The sequence below is a fragment of the Streptococcus salivarius genome, assembly GCF_009738225.1.
In the GTDB taxonomy this organism is placed as follows: domain Bacteria; phylum Bacillota; class Bacilli; order Lactobacillales; family Streptococcaceae; genus Streptococcus.
The window spans coordinates 490,069-511,463 of the sequence record NZ_CP018187.1 but is presented as its reverse complement, the minus strand read 5'-3'; the positions used below and the strand labels follow the sequence as shown (position 1 = coordinate 511,463).

The following is a 21,395-nucleotide window of genomic DNA, read 5'->3' as shown; positions in this document are numbered from 1 at the left end:
GTCCGACTGTAAGGAGGTCTCTGCCACTGACGCAGTGGAAGGTTAGTTTTTTAGACATTATTTACTCCTTTAATTTATATTATCTTTTTAGGTTTATTTATCAAGCAACCAAGAAAAAGCTGGATCCTGAAAAATATGACGTTTGGGAATAGTTTGTAAATTCTGATCGCATTCATCTATTGTACCTAATTTCAAAGCACAGACTTCTGGTATATTTTCTTGAACAGTGAAAATTTGACTATGACAGTTCTGGCAGTAATAACGCTGTTTTCCTGGAGAAGAACTATACGTAACAAGCTTTTCTTTTCCATGCAATACTAGATTTTTACTGCTAACTTTAGCATTAACTGTATAGGCAGACGCAGTTGCTTTCCGACAGAATGAACAGTGGCAGAAAACTAATTCAGATAATTCCTCATCTAGAGTGTAAGTCACTGCTTTACATAAACAAGATCCTTTAAGCATTGTACTCCTTTCTACTTAGGCATTAGATGAATTCAAAAAGAACCGAATTTCAACACCCAAGCCTTGCGACTAGGGGCGTCAGAAACGCGGTTCCACCCTAATTTATTACTTCATTTTATCTGTTTGTCTTCAGCTCTTTGCTGAGAGAAAGCGCCACTTGCTTACTTTGCTCTACTTGGCTTTCACTATCCCAAGCTCGCTAGAAAAACGCCATAAGCCCTTCTTTCTTGTCAGTATTATAGCAGAAATAGAGAAACTTGTAAAATAAAATTCTAATCCTTCTTACTGATTCCCATTTCCTGACGAACATGGGCATGAGCATCCTCATGGAGAATATCATTATCAATAATCGAGGCATCTCGAAGTTCTTCGGCCTTTTTCTTGTCCTGATGGGTTAAGTCCTGATTGGGATCATAAGACTTCTCAACGATGGACAAGAGATGATTTCGAATTTCCTTTTCCTTACGAATTTTGGCTTTTTCGCGGTAGCTAGCCACAACTAGCACGACCAACATCAGCATTCCCAGATAACCGATAATAGGATACATAACCGCTACCAATTGACGGAAGCCCATGAAGGAAATAGCGAAGCCAGCTAGGGCAAATGCAACCACAAACAACTTGAAGCGCTTATCACTACCTGCTGAGAAACGTTTCCCAAGGGCATAGTAAAGACTAAAGACGGTATTAAAAATCAAGCCAAAGATGACCAAGGCATAGAGCGTCGCAAAGATAGGGTTCACTTTCTTAGCAATAGCCAACATTGGAACATCCGAGCTAGCACTCTTATCACTGTTAGCAAAGAGAATCAAGGTCGTGACGAAGAAAATCACACCAACCATGAATCCTCCCCAGGCCCCACTCTTTTCAGCTTCATTGATTTTGAGAATAGAGCCACCCATGACAAAGGCCATGGCTATGGCTGACATGACACAAACGGCGAAATAGTTAACCACAGACAGCCAAATACTCGGAAAAGGAGATTGAATGGTTTGCGACACCTTATCCATCTCAGCAAAATCCCAGTGACGCCCTAAAACATTGGTCACGAATATCATGGCAATCATAACCAAAATCATAGGGGTAAAAACTCCAATAACACCAATGATTTTTTTGAAATCTAGGAAACTCACAAAGATAGTCAGAGCTGTACACAGGAAGGCACCTACCCAAATCGGAAAGCCGAACTGTTGGTTTAGGTTAGCCCCTGCCCCCGCTGTCATCACAAAGCCAAACAGGAAACAAGTGATAATCAAAGCGATATCCAAAATACGGTAGATAACAGGATGACTGATTTCTGCCAGGACTACTGAGTGATCGTCTGAGCGGTAATAACTTCCCAAAGCAATCATGAGTCGCCCAAAGCCAACATGCAAAACTCCTAGAACTATGACACCTATCAGTCCCCAGGCTCCAAAACTAACAAAATACTGTAAGAGGTCCTGCCCTGAAGATACCCCTGCGCCAATCATTACACCGACATAGGCCAGGGCAATGCTCCAAATACGTTTTGACATATTACCTCCTGTAAAATATAAAGTATTTCTATTTTACACTACTCTAACACCTTTGTAAAAATCAATTAAAAACAGCACCTTCATAAGAAAGTGCTACTTATTCTCTTATTTTTCCCAACCTTTTTGCCCATCAACATATGTTGCCTGTAAGTCCAAGGAATCATCTAGTACGATAAAATCAGCTGGTAGACCTACTTTTAGGCTTCCGCAAGTATTTTCAAGTCCAACCGATTTAGCTGGAACACTAGTTGCCATTTGCAGAGCTTGAGCAACCGTCACAAGTCCCCAATCAACCACATGTTTGGCACCATCTTTAAGTTGTAGGATAGATCCAGCTAGGTTACCGCCTTCTTTGAGGCGGGCAGTCCCATTTTCAACAATAACAGGAAGTTCACCCAGCATATAGTCGCCATCAGGACGTCCTCCCGCCGACATACAGTCTGTAATAAGGGCAACTCCTCGAGGTGTCTTTTGCTTGATAAGAACCTTACAGGCTGCAGGAACCACGTGATGACCATCTGCGATCAACTCACCAATCGTTTCTGGACTATCAAAGGCTGCACCAACCATACCAGGCTCACGGTGGGTAAAACCACGCATCCCATTGTAGACGTGGACCCAAACGGACGCCCCAGCTGCCACTGCTGCCATCGCTTCTTCATATGTGGCATTGGAATGACCTAGAGCAATAGTTACGCCTTGCTTGGTTGCTTCTTGGATAAATTCAGCTACTCCCTCACGTTCAGGAGCAAGAGCCAATTTAATCAATTTTCCTTGAGCTGCCTCCTGCCATGCCTTCAATTGTTCCACACTTGGATTGCCCATGTATTTAGGATTTTGAGCTCCCTTATAGGTTTCAGTAAAATAAGGTCCTTCAAAGAAGAGCCCTTGAATTTTGGCACCAGTTTCCTTACCAACCGTATTAGCTGTTGTTTGGCAAATAGCTTTTAACTCTTCAAATGGCGCTGTTAGAGCTGTCGGTAAGAAAGAGGTCACACCTGCTGAAAGTAAGGCTTGACTCATACCTAGAAGACTTTCCTCAGAATTATCCATGACATCATAACCCGCAAATCCATGAATATGAGTATCTACAAGACCCGGAGCAATCTGATAATTACTGTAATCCAGTACTTCTGCACCTTCTGGTACCTTTTCTGTCCAGTCACCGAAATGACCATCCACAACCTCTAGGTAGCCACCTTCCTTGATTTTATTCTCAAAGTAAAAACGTTTGGCTGAAATATAATAGGTCATAGGACCACCTCTCATCATTTTTCTATATTCTTAATACGCTTTCATTATATCAAAAAAGCCGAGAATTTTTCTCGGCTTTCTCTATTAAATCACACCCTCTGTAACCTTTTCAACAAGATTAATCGCATGGTCTGCGATACGTGTGTAATGTGAGAGGTAATCAACATAGTTGATACCTGCTTGCGCAGTACATTCACCATTGTTAAGACGTTTGGTATGTATTTTACGCAATTGTTTTTCAAGTTTTTCCAACTCTTCATGACGAAGGATGACTTGACCTGCAAGTACCTTGTCATCATCTACAACCACACGAATACTATCAAGGGCGATGCGGTGAGTACGGTTGTAAACATCCGCAAGCTCAGCCTTGGCAGTATCAGAGAATTCAATTCCCTTACTATGAATGTGTTGTGAAAGGTTTGCACTTGCAACTGCAAGGTCACCAATACGCTCCAAGTCACGAACAGAGTCAAGCACACTTGCCAACACTTCATTTTCAGAAACGCTTAGAGATTCGTTAGAGATGTCAATCAAATAAGTTGTCAACTCTTCGTCAATACTATTAACTGCTGTTTCATACTTCTCAACCTTATCGAAGTATTTTTCATCTCCCTTAGCAAAGAAAGCATAGGAAGCTTCCAAAGACTGGATGGCGTACGATGCCAAGTGCACCAATTCTTTCTTAGCATTACCAAGGGCGATAGCTGGTGCTTGTGTGATAAGCAAACGGTCCAAGTAAAGTGCTTCGTACTTGTTAATCTCATCTTCACCAGGAATAATCTTAGTCACAAGGTAAGCCAAGAGTCCGATGAATGGGAATTGAACAATAGTATTTGCGATGTTAAAAGTACCGTGAGCAAAGGCGATAGTCATCTCAGGTGTCAAACCAAGCACAGACTTAAACCATTGAATCAAGGCTGTGAATGGTACCAAGAGAATCAAACACAAGACCGTCCCAATGACGTTGAACAGTACGTGAGCCCCTGCCACACGTTTAGCTGCAATGTTTGAACCAAGAGCAGCTAGAACCGCTGTGATAGTCGTCCCGATATTATCCCCAAAGAGGATTGGAAGGGCACCTTGCAGATCAAGCAAACCACCTGAGTAGAGACTCTGAAGAATACCGATGGTCGCTGCTGACGATTGAATCAACATGGTCAAGCCAGCACCGATGATAACCCCCATGACTGGGCGATCACCCAAGGTTGCCAAGTAGTCCTTAAAGGCTGTAACTGACTTCAAAGGTTCTACCGCATCTCCCATAAGGTTAAGGGCAAAGAAAATTCCCCCTACACCAAACAAGATACGACCTAGGTTATTGAGCTTCTTATTGCTTGTAAAGAAGAGAAGCGCAGCCCCCAGGAAAATCACTGGAAGGGCATAGTCACCAAGCTTGAAACCAATCATGAAGGAAGTTACGGTTGTACCGATATTTGCCCCCATGACAATACCAATAGCCTGACGAAGACTTAAAAGCCCTGCCGAAACCAGACCGACGACAATAACGGTAACCCCTGAACTCGACTGAATCAAGGCCGTCATGACAATACCAATCAAAACCCCTAAAAACGGGTTGCTGGTATACTTATCGATGTAAAAACGCAACTTATCTCCGGCTGCTTGTTGAAGACCATCTCCCATGTACTTGATACTGAAGAGGAAAAGCCCCAAACCACCGAGGAAAGAAAACGCAATATCTTGCCAATTTACTGACACATTTTTGTCCTCATTATTTAAAATTTTTCGGTAAAACCGACCTTTCTATTGTATCGATTTATCAGAGAATAGACAAGACTTTTTCCACAAAATAATAGAAAGATCAGAAGAAAATCTGACCTTTCTAGATATCTCAATTAATCCACTTGAACATAACGGCGAACACCACTATAGCTGATGTAAGAAATCCAACTATGACCGTCTTGCGTAACCTTCAAATCGAAGTTAATCTTATCGCCTGCTTCTAAGTAAAATTCTACTGGAGCTGTATCACTAGGCGTATTTTTGACAGCCGTACGTTTGGTAAGCGTGTAGCTACCAGATTCTGATATACCACCATCAATTGGAAGTTGATTGTCAGTAACTGTCACGTCTTTAGGTAGCGTCACATTATCTGATTCTTTAAAGTAGACTTTTGTTCCACCAGTACTGGTTACTTGAATGGTATCTTGTTCATAACTTGGACCAGAAATAGCTGCTTTTTTAGAGACAAAGCTAATATCTCCAACGATACCAGAGGTGTCCCCCCTATCTCTTGAGAGGGTAGCATCATACTTACCTGAGCCCTCTTGATAATCATCTTTCGGGTGTACATAATTATGAACTGTCGCTTGGCCTTGTGCAGTTATATCTCCTATTAGGCTAGTGTTGTTAAAGACCAGACGGCTGCCATCACTAGACTTCCAAGTTCCGGCAATACTATCAAACTGACCACGCGCTACCGCACTCACATCCATATCCACAGTGGTCACTTGCGTATCCGTTTTAGCTTGAGCTTGACTGCTAGATTGACTACTTGAAGCTTGACTATCACTTGAGCTCTTTGGCGCTTGGGATTGACTCGCTGAAGATTGATTCTCGTTTGAAGATTTAGGAGCCTGTGACTGACTGCTTGAGGGAACTGATGAACTATTTGAAGATGATGACTGAGCCTGACTACTGCTTGAACTTGGTGCAGAAGACTTTTTGCTACTTGGTGCACTTGAAGATTCAGTATTTGAACCAGAAGACTCCTTGACTTTAGTACTAGACTTGCTGGTCTTACCACTATCTTTATTGGATGATTTAACTCTACTTGATGAGGTCACCTGGCTGCTCTTAGGCGTCTTATCTGCTGAACTCGATTCCTTATGGCTGGAACAGGCCGTCAGCAAAGCCATTGAGGAAAGGGTAACCATTGAAAGCACAATTGCTTGGGAAAATTTGTTTTTCATAATCATTTCCTCATTTCTAGTCTTTCATAAAAAGTAAAGATAGGGCCTATGTTATAAGGAAACATCAGGTTCTCTCTACTTTTAAGGGAAAAATATCTTCTACATTTTCATTATATCATTTTCTAATGTAAACGCTAACATATTAGACTTGTAAATTCTAAAATAGAGATGAAAATATCTTGAATCCTTGTGATACAATAGAGACAAAAAATTGAAAGTTATACCATGACATTCTATCTTCTAGCACAAGTATTCTCAGCCATAGGTGCCCTATGTGTCGCTATATCCTCTTTTGCAAAATCAAAAAATAACATGCTCGTCTGGCAAATTACCGACTATATTTTTACTGCTATTGCCAACCTGCTTCTCGGAGGCTATACCGGTGCTTTAACCATTAGTATTTCCATCATACGTAATAGCCTGATGGTCAAAAAGAAGATGACCAAGACTATCTTGACCATCCTCATCATTATTCAAATCATCGTCGGAACCTATCTCAATCAACTTGGGATTATTGGTTATTTACCTATCATCTCCTCAGTTTCTTATAGCCTAGCTATTGCTGCCACACCAAACCTTCAGTGGCTTCGCTGGGTCATTATTGAAAATATGTTACTTTGGCTAATTTATGATTTGACCATTCAGGCTTACCCAGCTGCCATCACTGATGTCACTATCACACTTACTACTCTCATTGCCATTATCAGAAATCGAAAAACCTTTAGCAAACAATAAAGCTAAAGGTCTTTTTCTTATAGAGCCCAAGTACGAATGGCGTGTGCCACACCTGCCTCGTCATTTGTCAAAGTCACATACTTACACAAAGCCTTAATGTCGTCACTCGCATTACCCATGGCAACGCTTTGACCGACGAATTGAAGCATTTCAAGGTCATTAGCAGCATCACCTAGAGCCATGATTTGATCTGGGTTAATGTCAAGTTTTTCCGCCAAATGCTTAAGTCCACTGGCCTTAGTTGCCCCTTGCGGCATAATTTCAAAGATATAGTCTTGACTACGAACTGTGCTATAGCTCTGATCAAGTCGATCTTGCACAGTATTTTGGAAGGCGTCCAAAGGTTCAGAATCTGCCATATACATGGCTTGGAAAATCACTTGCCCTTCCGCAAAGATATCTTCCAAACTCCTAGCTTTCGCTTCTGTGAAGACAGTGCCAGCATCATATGCTACAAGCTCAGGTACCTCATCGCCCACAACATAGTAAGTCTTTTCTCCAGTCAAGGTTAGGGCCACCTCTGGGAAGTCTTCGCAAGCCTGCAAGAGTTCTTCCATTTCAGGGCGAGATAAACTTTCAGATTGAAGCAAGGTCCAATTTTTAGTTTCATAAGTAGAGCAACCATTGTTCATGATAATGTACTCTTCTTCACTAAGCCCCAATTTCTCAAAATGAGGAAGAATCCCCGAACGTGGGCGACCTGTACAAAGTACGATTTTAATGCCTGCTTCAGCCGCTTCTTGAATAGCCTTAATATTCTCTTCAGGAATCTCTTTTTGGCTATCTAAAAGCGTCCCATCCATATCTATTGCTATCAATTTAATCATACTATCTAACCTTCTCTCTTTCAAGGGAGTGCAAAAATCCATCGAGGTGTGCATCTCAATTCCTAATGTAACTACCTCCATTATAACACATAAAAATCAAAAAAGACGTGCCGAATCGACACATCATGTTGTCTATAAACCATTCCGTAGGGGGCCTATTGATATTACAAATACAAGCCCTTTTCTACACTTTTCTTAACCAACTCTTCCGTCAGCTTCCATAACTCTTCAGACTCACTTTTTATAAATTTTTTCTTTTCTAATACCATGTCTGAACTAATATTATCTGGATTATAATTACATTCTGACACTTCCAAGTGATTTATTAGTGGTACCAATGCGTCAATGACTCTTGCATATCTTGCCTCAGCACTCTGCCCTTTTTCAAATTCTAGCCAAGATTCTTTCATATTCAAATATTTTTCTTCTGGAAGGATGCTCATTGTTTTTTTAATAGATTCTAGCTCTCTATCATGAGAGTGAACCTTTTTTTTATCGTCAAAAACCCAAGTATCTCCAGCATAGATCTCACCTAGATCATGAATCAGTAACATAGAAATGACCTTTTCCATATTCAATTTTTCAGGATAATAATCTTGAAGAACAATTGAAGCTATCGCACCCTGCCAAGAATGCTCGGCACTATTTTCAAATCTTCCATCAAGGGTTCTATTAAATCTTGTTACGGACTTCAATTTCTCTATTTCTTTAATAAAATCAACTGTTTTATCTAAATCACTCATTGTCGCTCTCACCTTCCTAATAAGTGTCATAAATGGTTAACTGGTATTGTTCAATGATGCTGTTTAATTTGTCTCCATAGGTTGTATCCGTAGCGTAGACCCCTGTTAGGGCAGCTGTGGCATCTTTATAACTCTTTGTCTTGGAACGGTGCACCCCTACATAGTAGCTCCCCTCAAGAAAGTCCACATAGTCCTGTAAAGAATTTTCCACAGAGCCATAAGAACGAAAAGCTGCATCAATATAGTAAGGATTGCCCTTACCATCATCCTCCCAGGTTGGTAGGGTTACACTTTGACCATTGTAGTCCCCCTTAATTCCAAAAAAGTTATAGGACGGCTTCTGACTCAAAGTAGATTGTCCAGAGTCAGATTCCAAGATGGCCTGAGCAATCATGACAGATGCATAAAGATCGTTTCTAGCCGCCAAATAGCGGGACGTCTCGCCAATCTCGGCAATAAAAGCAACCGTGGTCTCATCCGTAGATGTCATGTTCTTTTCCATGGTCAACCTTGGAAAATTCAAACTAGCAAGGAGTCCCAATAAGGCAAATAGGCCAATAAAAATCAGACTCCACTTCTGGAAAAATTTAGGAAAGAGCAAGAAAGACTTCTTTTTCTTTTTAGTTTTCTTAGGTCTAGCTTTCGTGTTGCTTTTCTTTTTTCCTTTTGCCAATCGGTCACCCCCTCAATCATACTAACTCCTCTAAGTATATCAAAATTCACTAAAAAAGACCCAAACCAACCGGTTTAAGCCTTCATTATATTAAATGGCGTCTCCACCACGTTCACCAGTACGAATACGGATAACATCATCAATAGGAACGATAAAAATCTTCCCATCACCAACTTCTCCTGTCGCCACGGCACTACGAATAGCTTCAACAACTTCGTCAACTGCCATGTCCTTGACTACAATCTCAACCTTAACCTTAGCTAATAAGGTAGGAACAATGCGCTGTCCACGAACAAACTCTGCAAAGCCACGTTGATTACCATAACCTAGTACTTGACTCACAGTCATCCCTTTGGCCAAGCCACTACCAGTCAAGGCGTTTTTCAAATCTTCTAATTTATCCGAACGAATAATCGCTTCTACTTTTTTCATCTGTATTCTCCTACGAATCTAAGCCCATAAAGGTTGGATAGGCTGTTTCCTTGTGTTCACAGTCATCAAGACCAATAGCTTCATCACGGTCACTAACACGTAAAGGCATATAATGAGCAATTACTTTAATAATACCATAGGTCACAAGAGCAGACCAAATAGCTGTAAAAATAATAGCCAAAAATGTCACAATAAACAGATGCGCCTTTCCATAAATCAAGCCAATATTGGCCTTATCTAGGGCTAAATCTGGTGTCGTAAAAATCGCAGTGGCAAAACCACCAAAGATACCTCCAACACCATGGCAACCAAAAGCATCCAAAGCATCATCATAGGCAAAACGTTTCTTCAAGACTGAAATAGCATAGAAACAAATCGGACTAACCATAAGACCAATTAGAATAGCACTCCAAATTGAAACAAAACCAGCTCCAGGTGTGATTGCAACTAGACCTGCTACCAAACCGGTTGAACCACCAACCAAGGATGGATGTCCTGTGACATGTTTTTCAATTGCCAACCATGAAAACATGGCTGCAGCAGCTGACACATGAGTGGTTACTAGCGCGTGAACTGCCAAACCATTAGCAGCCAAGGCTGATCCTGCATTAAAGCCAAACCAACCAAACCATAAGAGACCCGCTCCCAATAGGACAAAAGGAACATTATGAGGACGGTGTTCTAAAATGCCAAAATCACGACGTTTACCAACAACGATTGCCAAAACTAGGGCTGATACACCTGAGGTAATATGAACCACATCACCACCTGCAAAGTCAATCGTCCCCCATTTTGCAAGGAGCCCTTCATCCCAAACCATATGTGCAAATGGATAATAGACAAAAAGTAACCAAAAAATAACAAAAATGGCTAAAGGTGTAAAGCGCATCCGTCCTACCACTGAACCCGTCAATATCGCCACACAGATAATCGAAAACATCATCTGAAAAGCAGCAAACAGCATATCAGAAATGGTTAAACCACGGCTTGAGGCCGTTTCAGACACACCATTTAAAAAAAGGTGACTGAAATTACCGAAGAAATTCCCATGACCGCCAAAAGAAAGCGAGTAGCCAACAACAATCCACAAGAGAGAAGCTATAGCTAAGGGAAGAACAGACATCATCATGGTATTGATAACATTCTTACGACGTCCAAGCCCACCATAGAAGAAGGCCAAGGCCGGTGTCATCAAACAAACCATGGCAGAACAAATCAATATAAAGGCACTGCTACCTGTATCCATGAAACCACTCCAATGCGTAAAATATTTTATGTCAGATAATATAACACAAAACCATGAGACAAACAAGTGTATTTACGGAATTTTTTGATAATTCTTTCTTTTCTAACATCTTGTGTTGCCACAAAAAAAGAGCCTCTTAAACCCCATGAAAAAGGTTATAAAGCTCTTGTCTATTCATTTTTCGCTCTTTAGCAACGGTTTTTATAGCCTGATTAGGTTTCATTCCAGAGGCAATTAAAGCTTCTACAGCCTCTACCGGGGTAACATTTGATGTTAGATTTTCTTCCTTATCATTTTCAGAAGCTCCAGCCACAATCAGTAAACATTCACCCTTGAGAGGATTACTAGCAATATAATCTAAAACTTCTGAAATAGATCCTCGTTGGTACTCTTCATAAAGCTTGGTCAATTCTCGAACTAAAGTTACTTGACGGTTGCCATAGACCGCATGCATATTTTCAAGGGTGTCCGCCACACGGTAAGGTGACTCGTAAAAAATCTGTGTCTCAGGATAAGACAGTTTTTCCTTGAAGAAATCAATCTGCTGTCCTTTTTTACGGGGTAGGAAGCCATAAAAAATATGAGGTTGGGGTGCTAAACCACTGGCAATCAAGGCTGTAATACCAGCCGATGCTCCCGGTAAGGCCACCACTGGAATATCCTCTGCAATGGCGGCTTTGACCAAATCATGCCCAGGATCCGAAATAGAAGGCATCCCCGCATCAGAAACCTGAGCCAAAGAAAGACCTGACTTCAAGCGCTCCAGTAAATCTGGAATTTTCTCATAAGCATTGTGCTCATGAAAAGAATACTGCTTCGTTTCAATCTCAAAATGCTTGAGCAAGAGACCCGTATTGCGCGTGTCCTCCGCACAAATAAGATCCACCTCTTTCAGGATTTGCACACTACGAAAAGTCATATCCTGCAAATTCCCAATAGGTGTGGGAACCAGATAGAGGGTACCGTAGCTAGATTGCCCCTTAAAACTCTTTTGAATCCGCATGCTTAGTCTCCGTACAACAATTCTGCACAGAAGCCACAAGCTTCATTATTATCACGACGTTGGCCATAAAAATCTGGACAAATATGGAATCCATCATCGTAAATAGCCTCGAGATTTACCTTACCATGAGACATTTTAGTCCCTGTCTCCTCTTGAACCACTTGACTCAAGTGCTCACGCAACTTGTCGTTTTCCAACTTTAGGGCCGTATTTTCATCAAGAATCCCTGAGAAGTTCGCCTTAATCGCTTCCACTTCTGCCAACATCGACATCAAATTTTGTGATAATTCCTCGAATTTATCATACAATTCACGCTTTTCCATTTAGCTGAACTTCCTCCACTCCATAAGTTAGGGGCGCACGCCCTTTTTCAAATACAACCTTAATGGTCCCTGCAATTACATCAATGGCAACAACCTGACCTGTGCCATCCTTGGTTTCAATGTCATCACCCAAGTCAGGATAACTAGCCTTGCTATCTCGGTAAAAGTCATCTTCATAACTGAGACAACACATAAGTCGACCACAGACCCCATTCATCTTACCAGAATTCAAAGATAAACTTTGGTTTTTAGCCATCTTAATTGATACTGGTGGGAATTCACCCAAAAAACTAGAACAACAAAGTGCCCGCCCACAAGGTCCTAAGCCACCATAAATCTTTGATTCCTCACGACTTGAAATTTGGCGCAACTCAATACGTGTCTTAAAGTAAGAAGCCAGATCTTTGAGCAATTGACGAAAATCTACCCGTTTTTCAGCAACAAAACTGATTAGCACATAAGAGCAATTTAGCGGAAAGACAATATCAACGACCTTCATTTCTAGCTGATTTTGAGCAATCAAATCAGCCACTACTCCCATACTCTTTTCAGCCTTCAAAAGATTTTCATCATATCTAGCGAAATCTTTCTCCCCTGCCAATCCTTCAACCCGATTCAAATCCGCAGGCAAACTAACCTCAGGAAAATCAGTGTTTTCCATGACAACCTGGGCTAGGCGTTTATCTTTTTTCTCCAAAACGACTACAAAGTCATCTTTGGCATAATTTTTATCAGGAACAACATATTCTACTGCTCCAGTTTCTTCAAATTTTATTCCAATGACTTCTGTCATGATAATACCATATACTCCATCGCATTTTGAAAGCTGACATTAGCTAGCCACATTTTTCGTGCCTCATAAACTAAGCCTAACCATCGTCTTGCTTGTGGATTTTGTATATCCTTCCCCAATTGATAAGTTAAAAAAGCCCAGACCATCTCTTGTTCCGACTTTTCACTACACTGGACAGCCAGTTTTGCAACATCCAAATAAAGCAGGTCCTGATTAGATAGCAGGGACTGTGTGAAACGCTCTACTGTATTAATCAGATCAAGAATCCTATTATCCTTAGCTAAGTCTAAAGCCTGAACATCATCTTTAGCAAAATCCGCCAACACTTTGGCTTGTGTCAGCAACAAGCCTTCCTTCTGCAGCAATTCTTCCAGATAAGCCCGATTCTTAGGAAAATAAAAGAGTTGAGCTCGACTTTTAATCGTCGGTAAAATACGACTATCATCAGCTGTCAAAAGAAAAATATAAATCTGACTTTGAGGTTCTTCAATAAACTTTAATAGACTATTGGTAGCATTGACATGCATCTTATCTGCATCACGAATGATAAACACCTGAGCCTGTCCCTCAAAACTCGATTGACTAAACTCTCTGGTCAACTGACGAATCGTGTCCGTCTTAATAATCTGTCCTTGTGGCTCTACTAATTTAACATCAGAAAAGTCCCCCTGTGCAATCAAGCGACAGGGACGACAATGACCACAAGGTAGACCATTCTCAGGAGTCACACAAAATCGACTCTGTGCTAGCCAAATAGCCATGTCGAGACTTCCAAAATCACCCGAAAACAAATAAGCATGACTCAAACGATTTTCCCTGATAATTTGTGAAAACTCTTCAAATAGTTTGCTTTGACTTTCAGCTAACTTCATCTTGCTCCTTATAAATAGCCTTTAATTACTTTCCAAGCGTCCTCTACAACATCTTCAAAAGCCTGTGAGGCATCGATTAGCTTGATACGTTCTGGTTCAGCCTGTGCTAAATCTAAATAACCTTGACGTACACGCTGATGCAAGTCAAGCTTCTCTAAATCCAACCGATTGACTTCACGTTCACCGCTGGCTGCAATGCGGGCCAAACCAGTCTCAGAATCCACATCAAACAATAGGGTCACATCAGGTTTATAACCATCAGTCGCATAGGCATTTAACCAGGCAATCTCATCCTGATTCAAGCCACGGCCAGTACCTTGATAAGCAACTGATGAATCAATAAAACGATCCATGATGACCATATTGCCTTTTTCAAGCTCTGGCAAAACCTTCTCAACCAGATGTTGACGGCGAGCCGCAATATAGAGTAAGAGCTCTGTCTTAGCATCCATAGCCGTATTATCTACATCCAAAATAACCTCACGGATTTGCTCTGCAATAGCTACTCCGCCTGGTTCACGTGTCGTCACGACTTTGGCTGGATAGGCTTCTCTAAGACGAGGTAAAAGCGCCTCCAAAACTGTGGTCTTTCCAGCACCATCTGGCCCTTCGATTGAGATTAATAACCCTTTTGACATGATACTTCCTTTTTTATTTTTTCACCTTCTATTTTATCAAATTTTAGCTTAAATGAACAATCTAGGACAAAAGAAAACAGAGGTTTCTAAAAACCCCTTTTTCTATCTGAATACTTCTGACCATGCCGATTGCAGGTTTCGAACCTGTGACCTACGCGTTACGAGTGCGTTGCTCTACCAACTGAGCTAAATCGGCTGACACAGTCATTCTAGCACTATGTCCTAAAAAGTCAAGTTCTGTATGATATTTAGAAAAAAGAACTTGGACGAACCAAGCTCTTTCTTTTCTTACAATGATTTGTAAAGTTGACTTGCATTTTCAACAGTGAAACCATATTCTTTAAAGATACGGTCACCAGGTGCTGAGGCACCCCAAGTATCAATAGTAAGTGTTTTACCTGCAAGACCAACGTATTTGCCCCAACCAAAGCTAGTTCCAGCTTCGATAGCCAAACGTTTTGTCACAGCTGCTGGAAGGACTTCTTCTTTATATGCGGCATCTTGTTCATCAAAGAGGTTTTGTGATGGCATTGAAACAACACGAACATGCACACCTTCAGCTTCAAGAGCAGCCTGCGTATCAAGAGCCAATTTCACTTCAGAACCAGTGGCAATGATGATACCATCAAGATCACCTTTTGCTTCTGAGATGATGTAAGCTCCTTTATTGACACCAGTTTCAGCATTTTCAGCAGTACCATCAAGGACTGGCAAGTTTTGACGCGTCAAGACTAGCATTGTTGGACGTTCAGTCTCAGCCAAGGCACGTTTCCATGCAGCATTAGTTTCATTACCATCTGCAGGACGGATAACGTTAAGGTAAGGCATTGAACGCACACTTGCCAATTGTTCGATTGGTTCGTGAGTAGGTCCATCTTCACCAACTGCTACTGAGTCGTGTGTCATTACATAAGTTACTGGCAGGTTTTGAAGAGCTGCCATACGTACTGCTGGAAGCAAGTAGTTTGAGAAGACGAAGAAGGTACCACCATAAACACGAGTACCACCATGAAGAGCAATACCATTCATCGCTGCAGCCATAGCAAACTCACGCACACCAAACCAAATATTACGTCCAGCATAGTTGTCTGCTTGGAAATCAGACTCAGCCTTAACCATAGTATTGTTAGAAGCTGAAAGGTCTGCTGAACCTCCCCAGAATGAAGGAACTTGTTCAGAAATCTGTTGGATAGCTTGTTGGCTTGATACACGGCTAGCTACTGCTGAACCCAATTCATGAGCATTCAAGTTAACGTGTACAGGTTCATTTGCAAAGGCAAACTTGTATTCAGCAGCCAATTCTGGGTAAGCAGTTTCATATTCTGCAAATTTAGTTTGCCAAGCATTTTCAGCAGCTTCACCACGGAATTTAATACCAGCTTCAAAACGACGAGCAACTTCATCTGGAACTGTAAATGCCGGTGCATCATAACCGTAAACACCTTTTGCGTGATCAATGCCATCTTGACCAATTGGAGCACCGTGGACAGCTGATGTTCCTTGCCCTTCAGCTCCATAACCAATGATTGTCTTAACTTCAATGATAGATGGTTTATCTGTCTCAGCCTTAGCTTCTTCGATGGCTTTAGCAATAGCTTCCAAATCATTACCATCTTTGACAAGAATGTGTTGCCAACCATAAGCTTCAAACTTTGCCTTAACATCTTCTGTGAAAGCCATTGAAGTTGGTCCATCAAGTGAGATATCATTTGAATCGTAAAGAAGCACCAACTTACCAAGTTTAAGGTGACCAGCAAGACTGGCAGCTTCTTGAGAAACACCTTCCATCAAACAACCATCGCCATGGAGGGCATAAGTATAATGGTCAACAATATCAAAACCAGGTTTGTTAAATTTAGCTGCCAAGTGTGCTTCAGCCATTGCCATACCTACAGCATTAGCAATCCCTTGACCAAGAGGACCTGATGTTGCTTCAACACCATCAGTATGGTTAACTTCAGGGTGACCTGGAGTCTTAGAGCCCCATTGACGGAAATTCTTCAAGTCGTCCATTGTCACATCATAGCCAGAAAGGTGCAATAGACTATAAAGCAAGGCAGAACCATGACCAGCAGAAAGAACAAAACGGTCACGGTTTGTCCAGTTACGGCTAGTCTTTGGATTGACATTCATCACATGGTTCCAAAGCACATAAGCCATTGGCGCTGCACCCATAGGAAGACCTGGGTGCCCAGAATTCGCGGCTTGAATTGCCTCGATCGAAAGCGAACGAATAGTGCTGACCGCCATTTGGTCAATTGCATCAAAAGTCATGATTCTAACTCTCCTTTTTTGGGAAAAAATGCGGAGCATACAGACTATTAGCGTCTGAGCTCTAGTTATACTATTTTAATTATAGCATATTATCTATCTCTTTGGGCAGTCCAATTCTATTTGTGAGACCCTAAACCTATAAAATACAGGACCTAAAGCGTTCGTTTTTACAAACCAATAGCATTTGTCTTATCCCAAGTAATTATTAAATCTATTCATCAAAAAACAAAAAAGCCGAGGGAAACCCCGACTTTATGTAAAATTATTTAACGAAGTCAAGCAATGCCAAGAAGCTTTCAGCTTCAAGTGATGCACCACCAACAAGAGCTCCGTCAACGTCTGGACAAGCCATGTATTCAGCAACGTTTTCAGGTTTAACTGATCCACCGTATTGAACACGTACTTTGTCAGCAACTTCTTGACCAAAGTCAGCAGCTACAACGTCACGAACAACTTTACACATTTTTTGTGCGTCGTCTTGTGAAGCTGATTTACCAGTACCGATAGCCCAGATTGGTTCGTATGCGATTACTGTTGAAGCTACTTGTTCTGCAGTCAATCCAGCAAGAGCAGCTGAAACTTGAGCACCTACGAATTCTGCTGCTTTACCAGCTTCGTAAGTTTCAAGTGATTCACCACAACAGATGATTGGAAGCATACCGTTAGCAAAGATTGCTTTTGCTTTTTTGTTGATGTCTTCATCAGTTTCGTGGAAGTAGTCACGACGTTCTGAGTGACCGATAACAACGTAGTCAGTACCGATTTCTTTCAAAACTTGTGGGCTAGTTTCACCAGTGAAGGCACCAGCATTTTCAAAGTAAGTGTTTTGTGCAGCAACTTTAAGGTTTGAACCTTTAGCAGCGGCAAGTACAGCTGTCAAGTCAACTGCAGGAGCTGCGATACCAGCTTCAACAAGATCTGATGAAGGAAGTTTTGATGCTACAGCTTCAACGAATGCTTTTGCTTCTTCTGGATTTTTGTTCATTTTCCAGTTACCAGCGATAAATGGTTTACGTGACATTTCACATACCTCTTCTTTTATTTATTTACTCGTTTATTTTATCACAAATCCCTTACTATTACTAGGATTTTAGGAAAATTCCGAAAACTCGACTTCCTTTATGACTTTTTATCACTATCAAAACTTAGCTTAAGCACCTTAAACAGTTTAAAAGTATAGAATCACAATTATTTTTAAACACCAAAAAGAGCCGAGTAAACTCGACTCTCTCAATTATTGTCTGACGAATAATTGTATTGGGAACTTAATATTAATTAAGCTTCGATTTCAGATACGATACCTGAACCAACAGTACGTCCACCTTCACGGATAGAGAATGTTGTACCTTGTTCAACGGCGATTGGGTGGATCAACTCAACGTCGATAGTCACGTTATCACCAGGCATAACCATTTCAGTACCTGCAGGAAGTTCGATTGAACCTGTTACGTCAGTTGTACGGAAGTAGAACTGTGGACGGTAGTTGTTGAAGAATGGAGTGTGACGTCCACCTTCTTCTTTAGAAAGGATGTAAACTTCACCTTTGAATTTAGTGTGTGGGTTGATTGAACCAGGTGCAGCCAATACTTGACCACGTTCGATTTCATCACGTTGGATACCACGAAGAAGGACACCGACGTTATCTCCGGCAATACCTTCGTCAAGTTGTTTACGGAACATTTCAACACCAGTAACAACTGCTTTTTGGATTTCTTCTTTAAGACCAACGATTTCAACTTCGTCATTGACACGAACAACACCACGGTCGATACGTCCTGAAGCAACAGTACCACGACCAGTGATTGAGAATACGTCTTCGACTGGAAGCAACAATGGTTTGTCAGTGTCACGTTCTGGTTCTGGAATGTATTCGTCAACAGTGTTCATCAAGTCCATGATGATGTCTTCGTATTTAGAATCACCTTCAAGAGCTTTAAGAGCTGAACCTTGGATAACTGGAATGTCATCACCTGGGAAATCGTATTCTGAAAGAAGGTCACGGATTTCCATTTCAACCAATTCAAGCAATTCTTCATCGTCAACCAAGTCAACTTTGTTCATGAAGACGATAAGGTGTTTAACACCAACCTGACGTGAAAGAAGGATGTGCTCACGAGTTTGTGGCATTGGTCCGTCAGTAGATGCTACTACAAGGATCGCACCGTCCATTTGAGCGGCACCAGTGATCATGTTTTTAACGTAGTCCGCGTGTCCTGGTGCGTCGATGTGAGCGTAGTGACGTTTTTCAGTTTCATACTCAACGTGTGCAGTGTTGATTGTGATACCGCGTTCACGTTCTTCTGGAGCAGCGTCGATTGAAGCGTAGTCTTTTGGTGTGTTAACTGCGCTAGGAAGACGACGAGCCAATACAGTTGTGATTGCAGCTGTCAAAGTAGTTTTACCGTGGTCAACGTGTCCGATTGTACCAATGTTAACGTGTGGTTTACTACGATCGTATTTTTCTTTTGCCATTTAGGAAAAGCCTCCAATAAAATATATTTTATAGATAGACAGTAGGCAATACAGTCTAACTTTACTCTACTATTCTATCAAAATGTCATAGAATTGCAAGTATTTTATATAGTTTTCAGTTTTTCTTTAGAGTAATTACAAATATTCCTTTCAATAATTCTATTTCTACTGCTCCTATTAGCTTTCACTATCTTCATACTACCGCCTAACACCATCTAACGAAAGAAGAAGCCGTATTAACGACTTCTTCTTAAAGGTACGATTTTTTCATCTTGATTTTCCAATTCTTGAGTCTGAGATAACTCATCCTCAATCGCTTGAACAATATTATCACGCTTTTCATTAGCAGCGATGTTCAAGACAAAGGCTATCCCAACTGAAGTCACTAAAAGAGAGTTACCTCCTTGCGAAAGGAAGGGGAAGGTAACCCCTGTTGATGGAATTAGCCCTGAGATTCCTCCGATGTTAACGAAGACCTGCATTAGCATTAAGGCACCTACACCCAATGCCATCATAGAGTTAAAAGGATTTCGTGCCTTTACTCCCACAATCATAATACGAAGAATGAGGAAAAAGAGGAGGGCCAGAATCAAGCCAGCTCCGATAAGACCTAACTCTTCAATTGCAATTGAAAACACAAAGTCTGTTGTAGCTTCTGGGAGATAACCAGTTTTTTCAATCGAATTTCCAAGTCCAAGACCGAACCAGCCCCCATTACTCATAGCATAGTAGGAATGAGATAGCTGGAGACCAGATCCAGTCAAATCCTTGAACGGATTAAAATATGCTGCGAAACGCTTGGCAACATAACCGAAGATAGGTACCTTAGCCATGGTTTGAACCCCAACCAAGGCAATTAAACCAAGGAAGGCTGATGAAATCCCTACAATGCCGGCAAATAAGGCCGTGAACCAACGGTAGCCAACACCAGAAATTGAAAACATAACTATCGTAGTCAATACAATGATAGCCGCATTACCCAAGTCAGGTTGGATAGCAACCAAACCAATCATTACAAGCAAATAAACACGCCAGTCATTAAGTTCCTTACCATTTCTAGGAATCCATCTATTCTTCGTCAAGGCTTGATAGTCATAACGTTCTATAGCAGACTGTTTTTTTGAAAAAGTGTGTGCCAAAAACCAGACAACAATGATCTTAAGGTACTCCGCTGGTTGGAAAGACAAGGGACCAAGCACAATCCAACCATTGGCACCATTAATTTCCCTAGTGAAAAATTTGGCAATGACCAAAAGTAAAATCTCAAAGGCAATAACAACACCCAAAAGCTTATCTTTCCTGAGAAAGTTCAATTTCAGTCGGTAGATGAAAAAAATAGAGAACAAGGATACCAACCAAAAGGCTCCTTGGTTTATAACAGATGCGAAGGGATTGGCTCCCAAGGCTACTAAACGAGCACTTGTTGTTGAATACACTACTATTAAACCAACTATGGATAAGATTAAATAAGGTATCAAGATGGTGTAATCTAAAAGATGCTTCTTTTCAATTTTCATATCTTTAAAAAACTCATACTTTCTATTACGTTACTCTACATTTTCTCTTAAAATATAAAGCTAACAGCTTATATTATAACACTTTGATACCTTAAACTAAAGCAAAAGCTAAATTAACCGTTTTCAGGACTGGAAATCTGATTTTTTATCTTACCTTCAGATAGGTTTTACAATGAGCTTTCTTTGATAACTTTGCTACTTCTCATGTTTTCTTTTACGACAAATAAAAAACGGGACCAAAGTCTCGTTTTTTTTGTCTTATTTTGTACCGACACTGATACGATTAAGTGCTCGACGGAGAGCAACCTGAGCACGTTGAACTTCATCAATACGGTCAGATTTAGTCGCTTCTTCCAAGTCACGTTCGGCACGTTGCTTGGCACGTTCGGCACGAGAAACGTCAATGTCGCGTTCACGTTCTGCTGAATCGGCAACGATAGTAATAAAATCATCTTTAACTTCGATGATACCACCGTTTACGGCAATCCAATCGACGTGACTCTCGTCATCCACACGACGAACCTTGAGTTCATCCACTTCAAGTGGCGCAATCAAGTTAATATGGCCTGGCAAAATACCAATTTGACCATCTTTAGTAACCGCGTGGATAAAGCTGGCATGGTGATCATATTTCAGACCATCCGGAGTTACCACTTGTACGGTCATTTGTGCCATATCTTC

Annotated in this window: 21 protein-coding genes and 1 tRNA gene; 1 reads left to right on the top strand and 21 read right to left on the bottom strand. The window is 41.1% G+C overall.

Features of this window, described 5'->3' with window-relative positions; translation table 11 throughout:
• Positions 1–93 precede the first annotated feature (93 nt).
• The 5 genes from BSR19_RS02620 to BSR19_RS02600 all read right to left on the bottom strand — a co-directional run bounded on the left by BSR19_RS02620 (position 94) and on the right by BSR19_RS02600 (position 6,166).
• Positions 94–465, bottom strand: a complete 372-nt coding sequence (locus BSR19_RS02620) for a GFA family protein (RefSeq protein ID WP_002890241.1) — start codon at positions 463–465, stop codon at positions 94–96.
• 272 nt (positions 466–737) lie between these two features.
• Positions 738–1,982, bottom strand: coding sequence for a YkvI family membrane protein (locus BSR19_RS02615; protein ID WP_156246465.1), 1,245 nt, complete (start codon positions 1,980–1,982; stop codon positions 738–740).
• 105 nt (positions 1,983–2,087) lie between these two features.
• Positions 2,088–3,236, bottom strand: a complete 1,149-nt coding sequence (gene nagA / locus BSR19_RS02610; protein WP_156246463.1) for an N-acetylglucosamine-6-phosphate deacetylase — start codon at positions 3,234–3,236, stop codon at positions 2,088–2,090.
• Between the two features lie 84 nt (positions 3,237–3,320).
• Positions 3,321–4,952 (bottom strand): Na/Pi cotransporter family protein, encoded by a 1,632-nt coding sequence (locus tag BSR19_RS02605; protein WP_156246461.1) that lies wholly within the window; start codon positions 4,950–4,952, stop codon positions 3,321–3,323.
• A gap of 137 nt (positions 4,953–5,089) precedes the next feature.
• Positions 5,090–6,166, bottom strand: coding sequence for an SH3 domain-containing protein (locus BSR19_RS02600; RefSeq protein ID WP_156246459.1), 1,077 nt, complete (start codon positions 6,164–6,166; stop codon positions 5,090–5,092).
• 225 nt (positions 6,167–6,391) lie between these two features.
• Here BSR19_RS02600 and BSR19_RS02595 point away from each other — a divergent pair, with 225 nt between their 5' ends.
• Positions 6,392–6,901, top strand: a complete 510-nt coding sequence (locus BSR19_RS02595; protein WP_060971870.1) for a YgjV family protein — start codon at positions 6,392–6,394, stop codon at positions 6,899–6,901.
• A gap of 17 nt (positions 6,902–6,918) precedes the next feature.
• Here BSR19_RS02595 and BSR19_RS02590 read toward each other — a convergent pair whose 3' ends face one another.
• From BSR19_RS02590 to BSR19_RS02515, 16 genes are all read right to left on the bottom strand, one after another.
• A complete protein-coding gene (locus tag BSR19_RS02590) occupies positions 6,919–7,728 on the bottom strand; it encodes a Cof-type HAD-IIB family hydrolase (RefSeq protein WP_156246457.1) in 810 nt (269 codons plus the stop codon).
• 164 nt (positions 7,729–7,892) lie between these two features.
• On the bottom strand, positions 7,893–8,471 hold the full coding sequence (locus BSR19_RS02585) for an HD domain-containing protein (protein WP_156246455.1): 579 nt from the start codon (positions 8,469–8,471) through the stop codon (positions 7,893–7,895).
• A gap of 16 nt (positions 8,472–8,487) precedes the next feature.
• Entirely contained in the window at positions 8,488–9,144 is a 657-nt protein-coding gene (locus BSR19_RS02580) for a glucosaminidase domain-containing protein (RefSeq protein WP_156246453.1), read from the bottom strand.
• 90 nt (positions 9,145–9,234) lie between these two features.
• Entirely contained in the window at positions 9,235–9,576 is a 342-nt protein-coding gene (locus tag BSR19_RS02575; RefSeq protein WP_021144573.1) for a P-II family nitrogen regulator, read from the bottom strand.
• Between the two features lie 10 nt (positions 9,577–9,586).
• Positions 9,587–10,822 carry an ammonium transporter gene (locus tag BSR19_RS02570; RefSeq protein ID WP_037599642.1) on the bottom strand — a complete coding sequence of 412 codons (1,236 nt, stop codon included), beginning with the start codon at positions 10,820–10,822 and terminating at the stop codon, positions 9,587–9,589.
• A 136-nt stretch (positions 10,823–10,958) separates the two neighbouring features.
• Positions 10,959–11,825, bottom strand: a complete 867-nt coding sequence (gene rsmI / locus BSR19_RS02565) for a 16S rRNA (cytidine(1402)-2'-O)-methyltransferase (protein ID WP_037599640.1) — start codon at positions 11,823–11,825, stop codon at positions 10,959–10,961.
• Positions 11,826–11,827: 2 nt separating this feature from the next.
• Positions 11,828–12,148 carry a DNA replication initiation control protein YabA gene (yabA, locus tag BSR19_RS02560; protein ID WP_002887582.1) on the bottom strand — a complete coding sequence of 107 codons (321 nt, stop codon included), beginning with the start codon at positions 12,146–12,148 and terminating at the stop codon, positions 11,828–11,830.
• The gene (gene ricT / locus BSR19_RS02555; protein ID WP_037599638.1) at positions 12,135–12,941 is read right to left on the bottom strand and encodes a regulatory iron-sulfur-containing complex subunit RicT; all 807 of its coding nucleotides are present in this window, start codon (positions 12,939–12,941) and stop codon (positions 12,135–12,137) included. The genes yabA and ricT overlap by 14 nt, the downstream gene beginning before the upstream one ends.
• Positions 12,938–13,813, bottom strand: coding sequence for a DNA polymerase III subunit delta' (locus BSR19_RS02550; protein WP_037599636.1), 876 nt, complete (start codon positions 13,811–13,813; stop codon positions 12,938–12,940). The genes ricT and BSR19_RS02550 overlap by 4 nt, the downstream gene beginning before the upstream one ends.
• 8 nt (positions 13,814–13,821) lie before the next feature.
• Positions 13,822–14,451, bottom strand: a complete 630-nt coding sequence (tmk, locus tag BSR19_RS02545) for a dTMP kinase (protein WP_037599634.1) — start codon at positions 14,449–14,451, stop codon at positions 13,822–13,824.
• Between the two features lie 123 nt (positions 14,452–14,574).
• A tRNA-Thr gene (locus tag BSR19_RS02540) sits at positions 14,575–14,647 on the bottom strand.
• A gap of 92 nt (positions 14,648–14,739) precedes the next feature.
• Positions 14,740–16,725: a transketolase gene (gene tkt, locus BSR19_RS02535; protein ID WP_156246450.1), complete on the bottom strand. Its 1,986-nt coding sequence runs from the start codon at positions 16,723–16,725 to the stop codon at positions 14,740–14,742.
• 262 nt (positions 16,726–16,987) lie between these two features.
• On the bottom strand, positions 16,988–17,746 hold the full coding sequence (gene tpiA, locus BSR19_RS02530; protein WP_002890214.1) for a triose-phosphate isomerase: 759 nt from the start codon (positions 17,744–17,746) through the stop codon (positions 16,988–16,990).
• 254 nt (positions 17,747–18,000) lie between these two features.
• On the bottom strand, positions 18,001–19,197 hold the full coding sequence (gene tuf, locus BSR19_RS02525) for an elongation factor Tu (protein WP_002890213.1): 1,197 nt from the start codon (positions 19,195–19,197) through the stop codon (positions 18,001–18,003).
• Between the two features lie 236 nt (positions 19,198–19,433).
• The gene (gene ftsW / locus BSR19_RS02520; protein WP_156246448.1) at positions 19,434–20,714 is read right to left on the bottom strand and encodes a cell division peptidoglycan polymerase FtsW; all 1,281 of its coding nucleotides are present in this window, start codon (positions 20,712–20,714) and stop codon (positions 19,434–19,436) included.
• Positions 20,715–20,972: 258 nt separating this feature from the next.
• On the bottom strand, positions 20,973–21,389 hold the full coding sequence (locus BSR19_RS02515; protein ID WP_002890211.1) for a F0F1 ATP synthase subunit epsilon: 417 nt from the start codon (positions 21,387–21,389) through the stop codon (positions 20,973–20,975).
• Positions 21,390–21,395 lie beyond the last annotated feature (6 nt).

Coding starts and splice junctions, on each gene's coding strand:
- tuf (WP_002890213.1), bottom strand. CDS start 19,197: ATGGCAAAAGAAAAATACGATCGTAGTAAACCACACGTTAACATTGGT.
- BSR19_RS02550 (WP_037599636.1), bottom strand. CDS start 13,813: ATGAAGTTAGCTGAAAGTCAAAGCAAACTATTTGAAGAGTTTTCACAA.
- BSR19_RS02585 (WP_156246455.1), bottom strand. CDS start 8,471: ATGAGTGATTTAGATAAAACAGTTGATTTTATTAAAGAAATAGAGAAA.
- tkt (WP_156246450.1), bottom strand. CDS start 16,725: ATGACTTTTGATGCAATTGACCAAATGGCGGTCAGCACTATTCGTTCG.
- ftsW (WP_156246448.1), bottom strand. CDS start 20,714: ATGAAAATTGAAAAGAAGCATCTTTTAGATTACACCATCTTGATACCT.
- rsmI (WP_037599640.1), bottom strand. CDS start 11,825: ATGCGGATTCAAAAGAGTTTTAAGGGGCAATCTAGCTACGGTACCCTC.
- BSR19_RS02595 (WP_060971870.1), top strand. CDS start 6,392: ATGACATTCTATCTTCTAGCACAAGTATTCTCAGCCATAGGTGCCCTA.
- nagA (WP_156246463.1), bottom strand. CDS start 3,236: ATGACCTATTATATTTCAGCCAAACGTTTTTACTTTGAGAATAAAATC.
- BSR19_RS02590 (WP_156246457.1), bottom strand. CDS start 7,728: ATGATTAAATTGATAGCAATAGATATGGATGGGACGCTTTTAGATAGC.
- BSR19_RS02600 (WP_156246459.1), bottom strand. CDS start 6,166: ATGAAAAACAAATTTTCCCAAGCAATTGTGCTTTCAATGGTTACCCTT.
- BSR19_RS02515 (WP_002890211.1), bottom strand. CDS start 21,389: ATGGCACAAATGACCGTACAAGTGGTAACTCCGGATGGTCTGAAATAT.
- BSR19_RS02570 (WP_037599642.1), bottom strand. CDS start 10,822: ATGGATACAGGTAGCAGTGCCTTTATATTGATTTGTTCTGCCATGGTT.
- BSR19_RS02620 (WP_002890241.1), bottom strand. CDS start 465: ATGCTTAAAGGATCTTGTTTATGTAAAGCAGTGACTTACACTCTAGAT.
- BSR19_RS02575 (WP_021144573.1), bottom strand. CDS start 9,576: ATGAAAAAAGTAGAAGCGATTATTCGTTCGGATAAATTAGAAGATTTG.
- ricT (WP_037599638.1), bottom strand. CDS start 12,941: ATGACAGAAGTCATTGGAATAAAATTTGAAGAAACTGGAGCAGTAGAA.
- tpiA (WP_002890214.1), bottom strand. CDS start 17,746: ATGTCACGTAAACCATTTATCGCTGGTAACTGGAAAATGAACAAAAAT.
- yabA (WP_002887582.1), bottom strand. CDS start 12,148: ATGGAAAAGCGTGAATTGTATGATAAATTCGAGGAATTATCACAAAAT.
- tmk (WP_037599634.1), bottom strand. CDS start 14,451: ATGTCAAAAGGGTTATTAATCTCAATCGAAGGGCCAGATGGTGCTGGA.
- BSR19_RS02615 (WP_156246465.1), bottom strand. CDS start 1,982: ATGTCAAAACGTATTTGGAGCATTGCCCTGGCCTATGTCGGTGTAATG.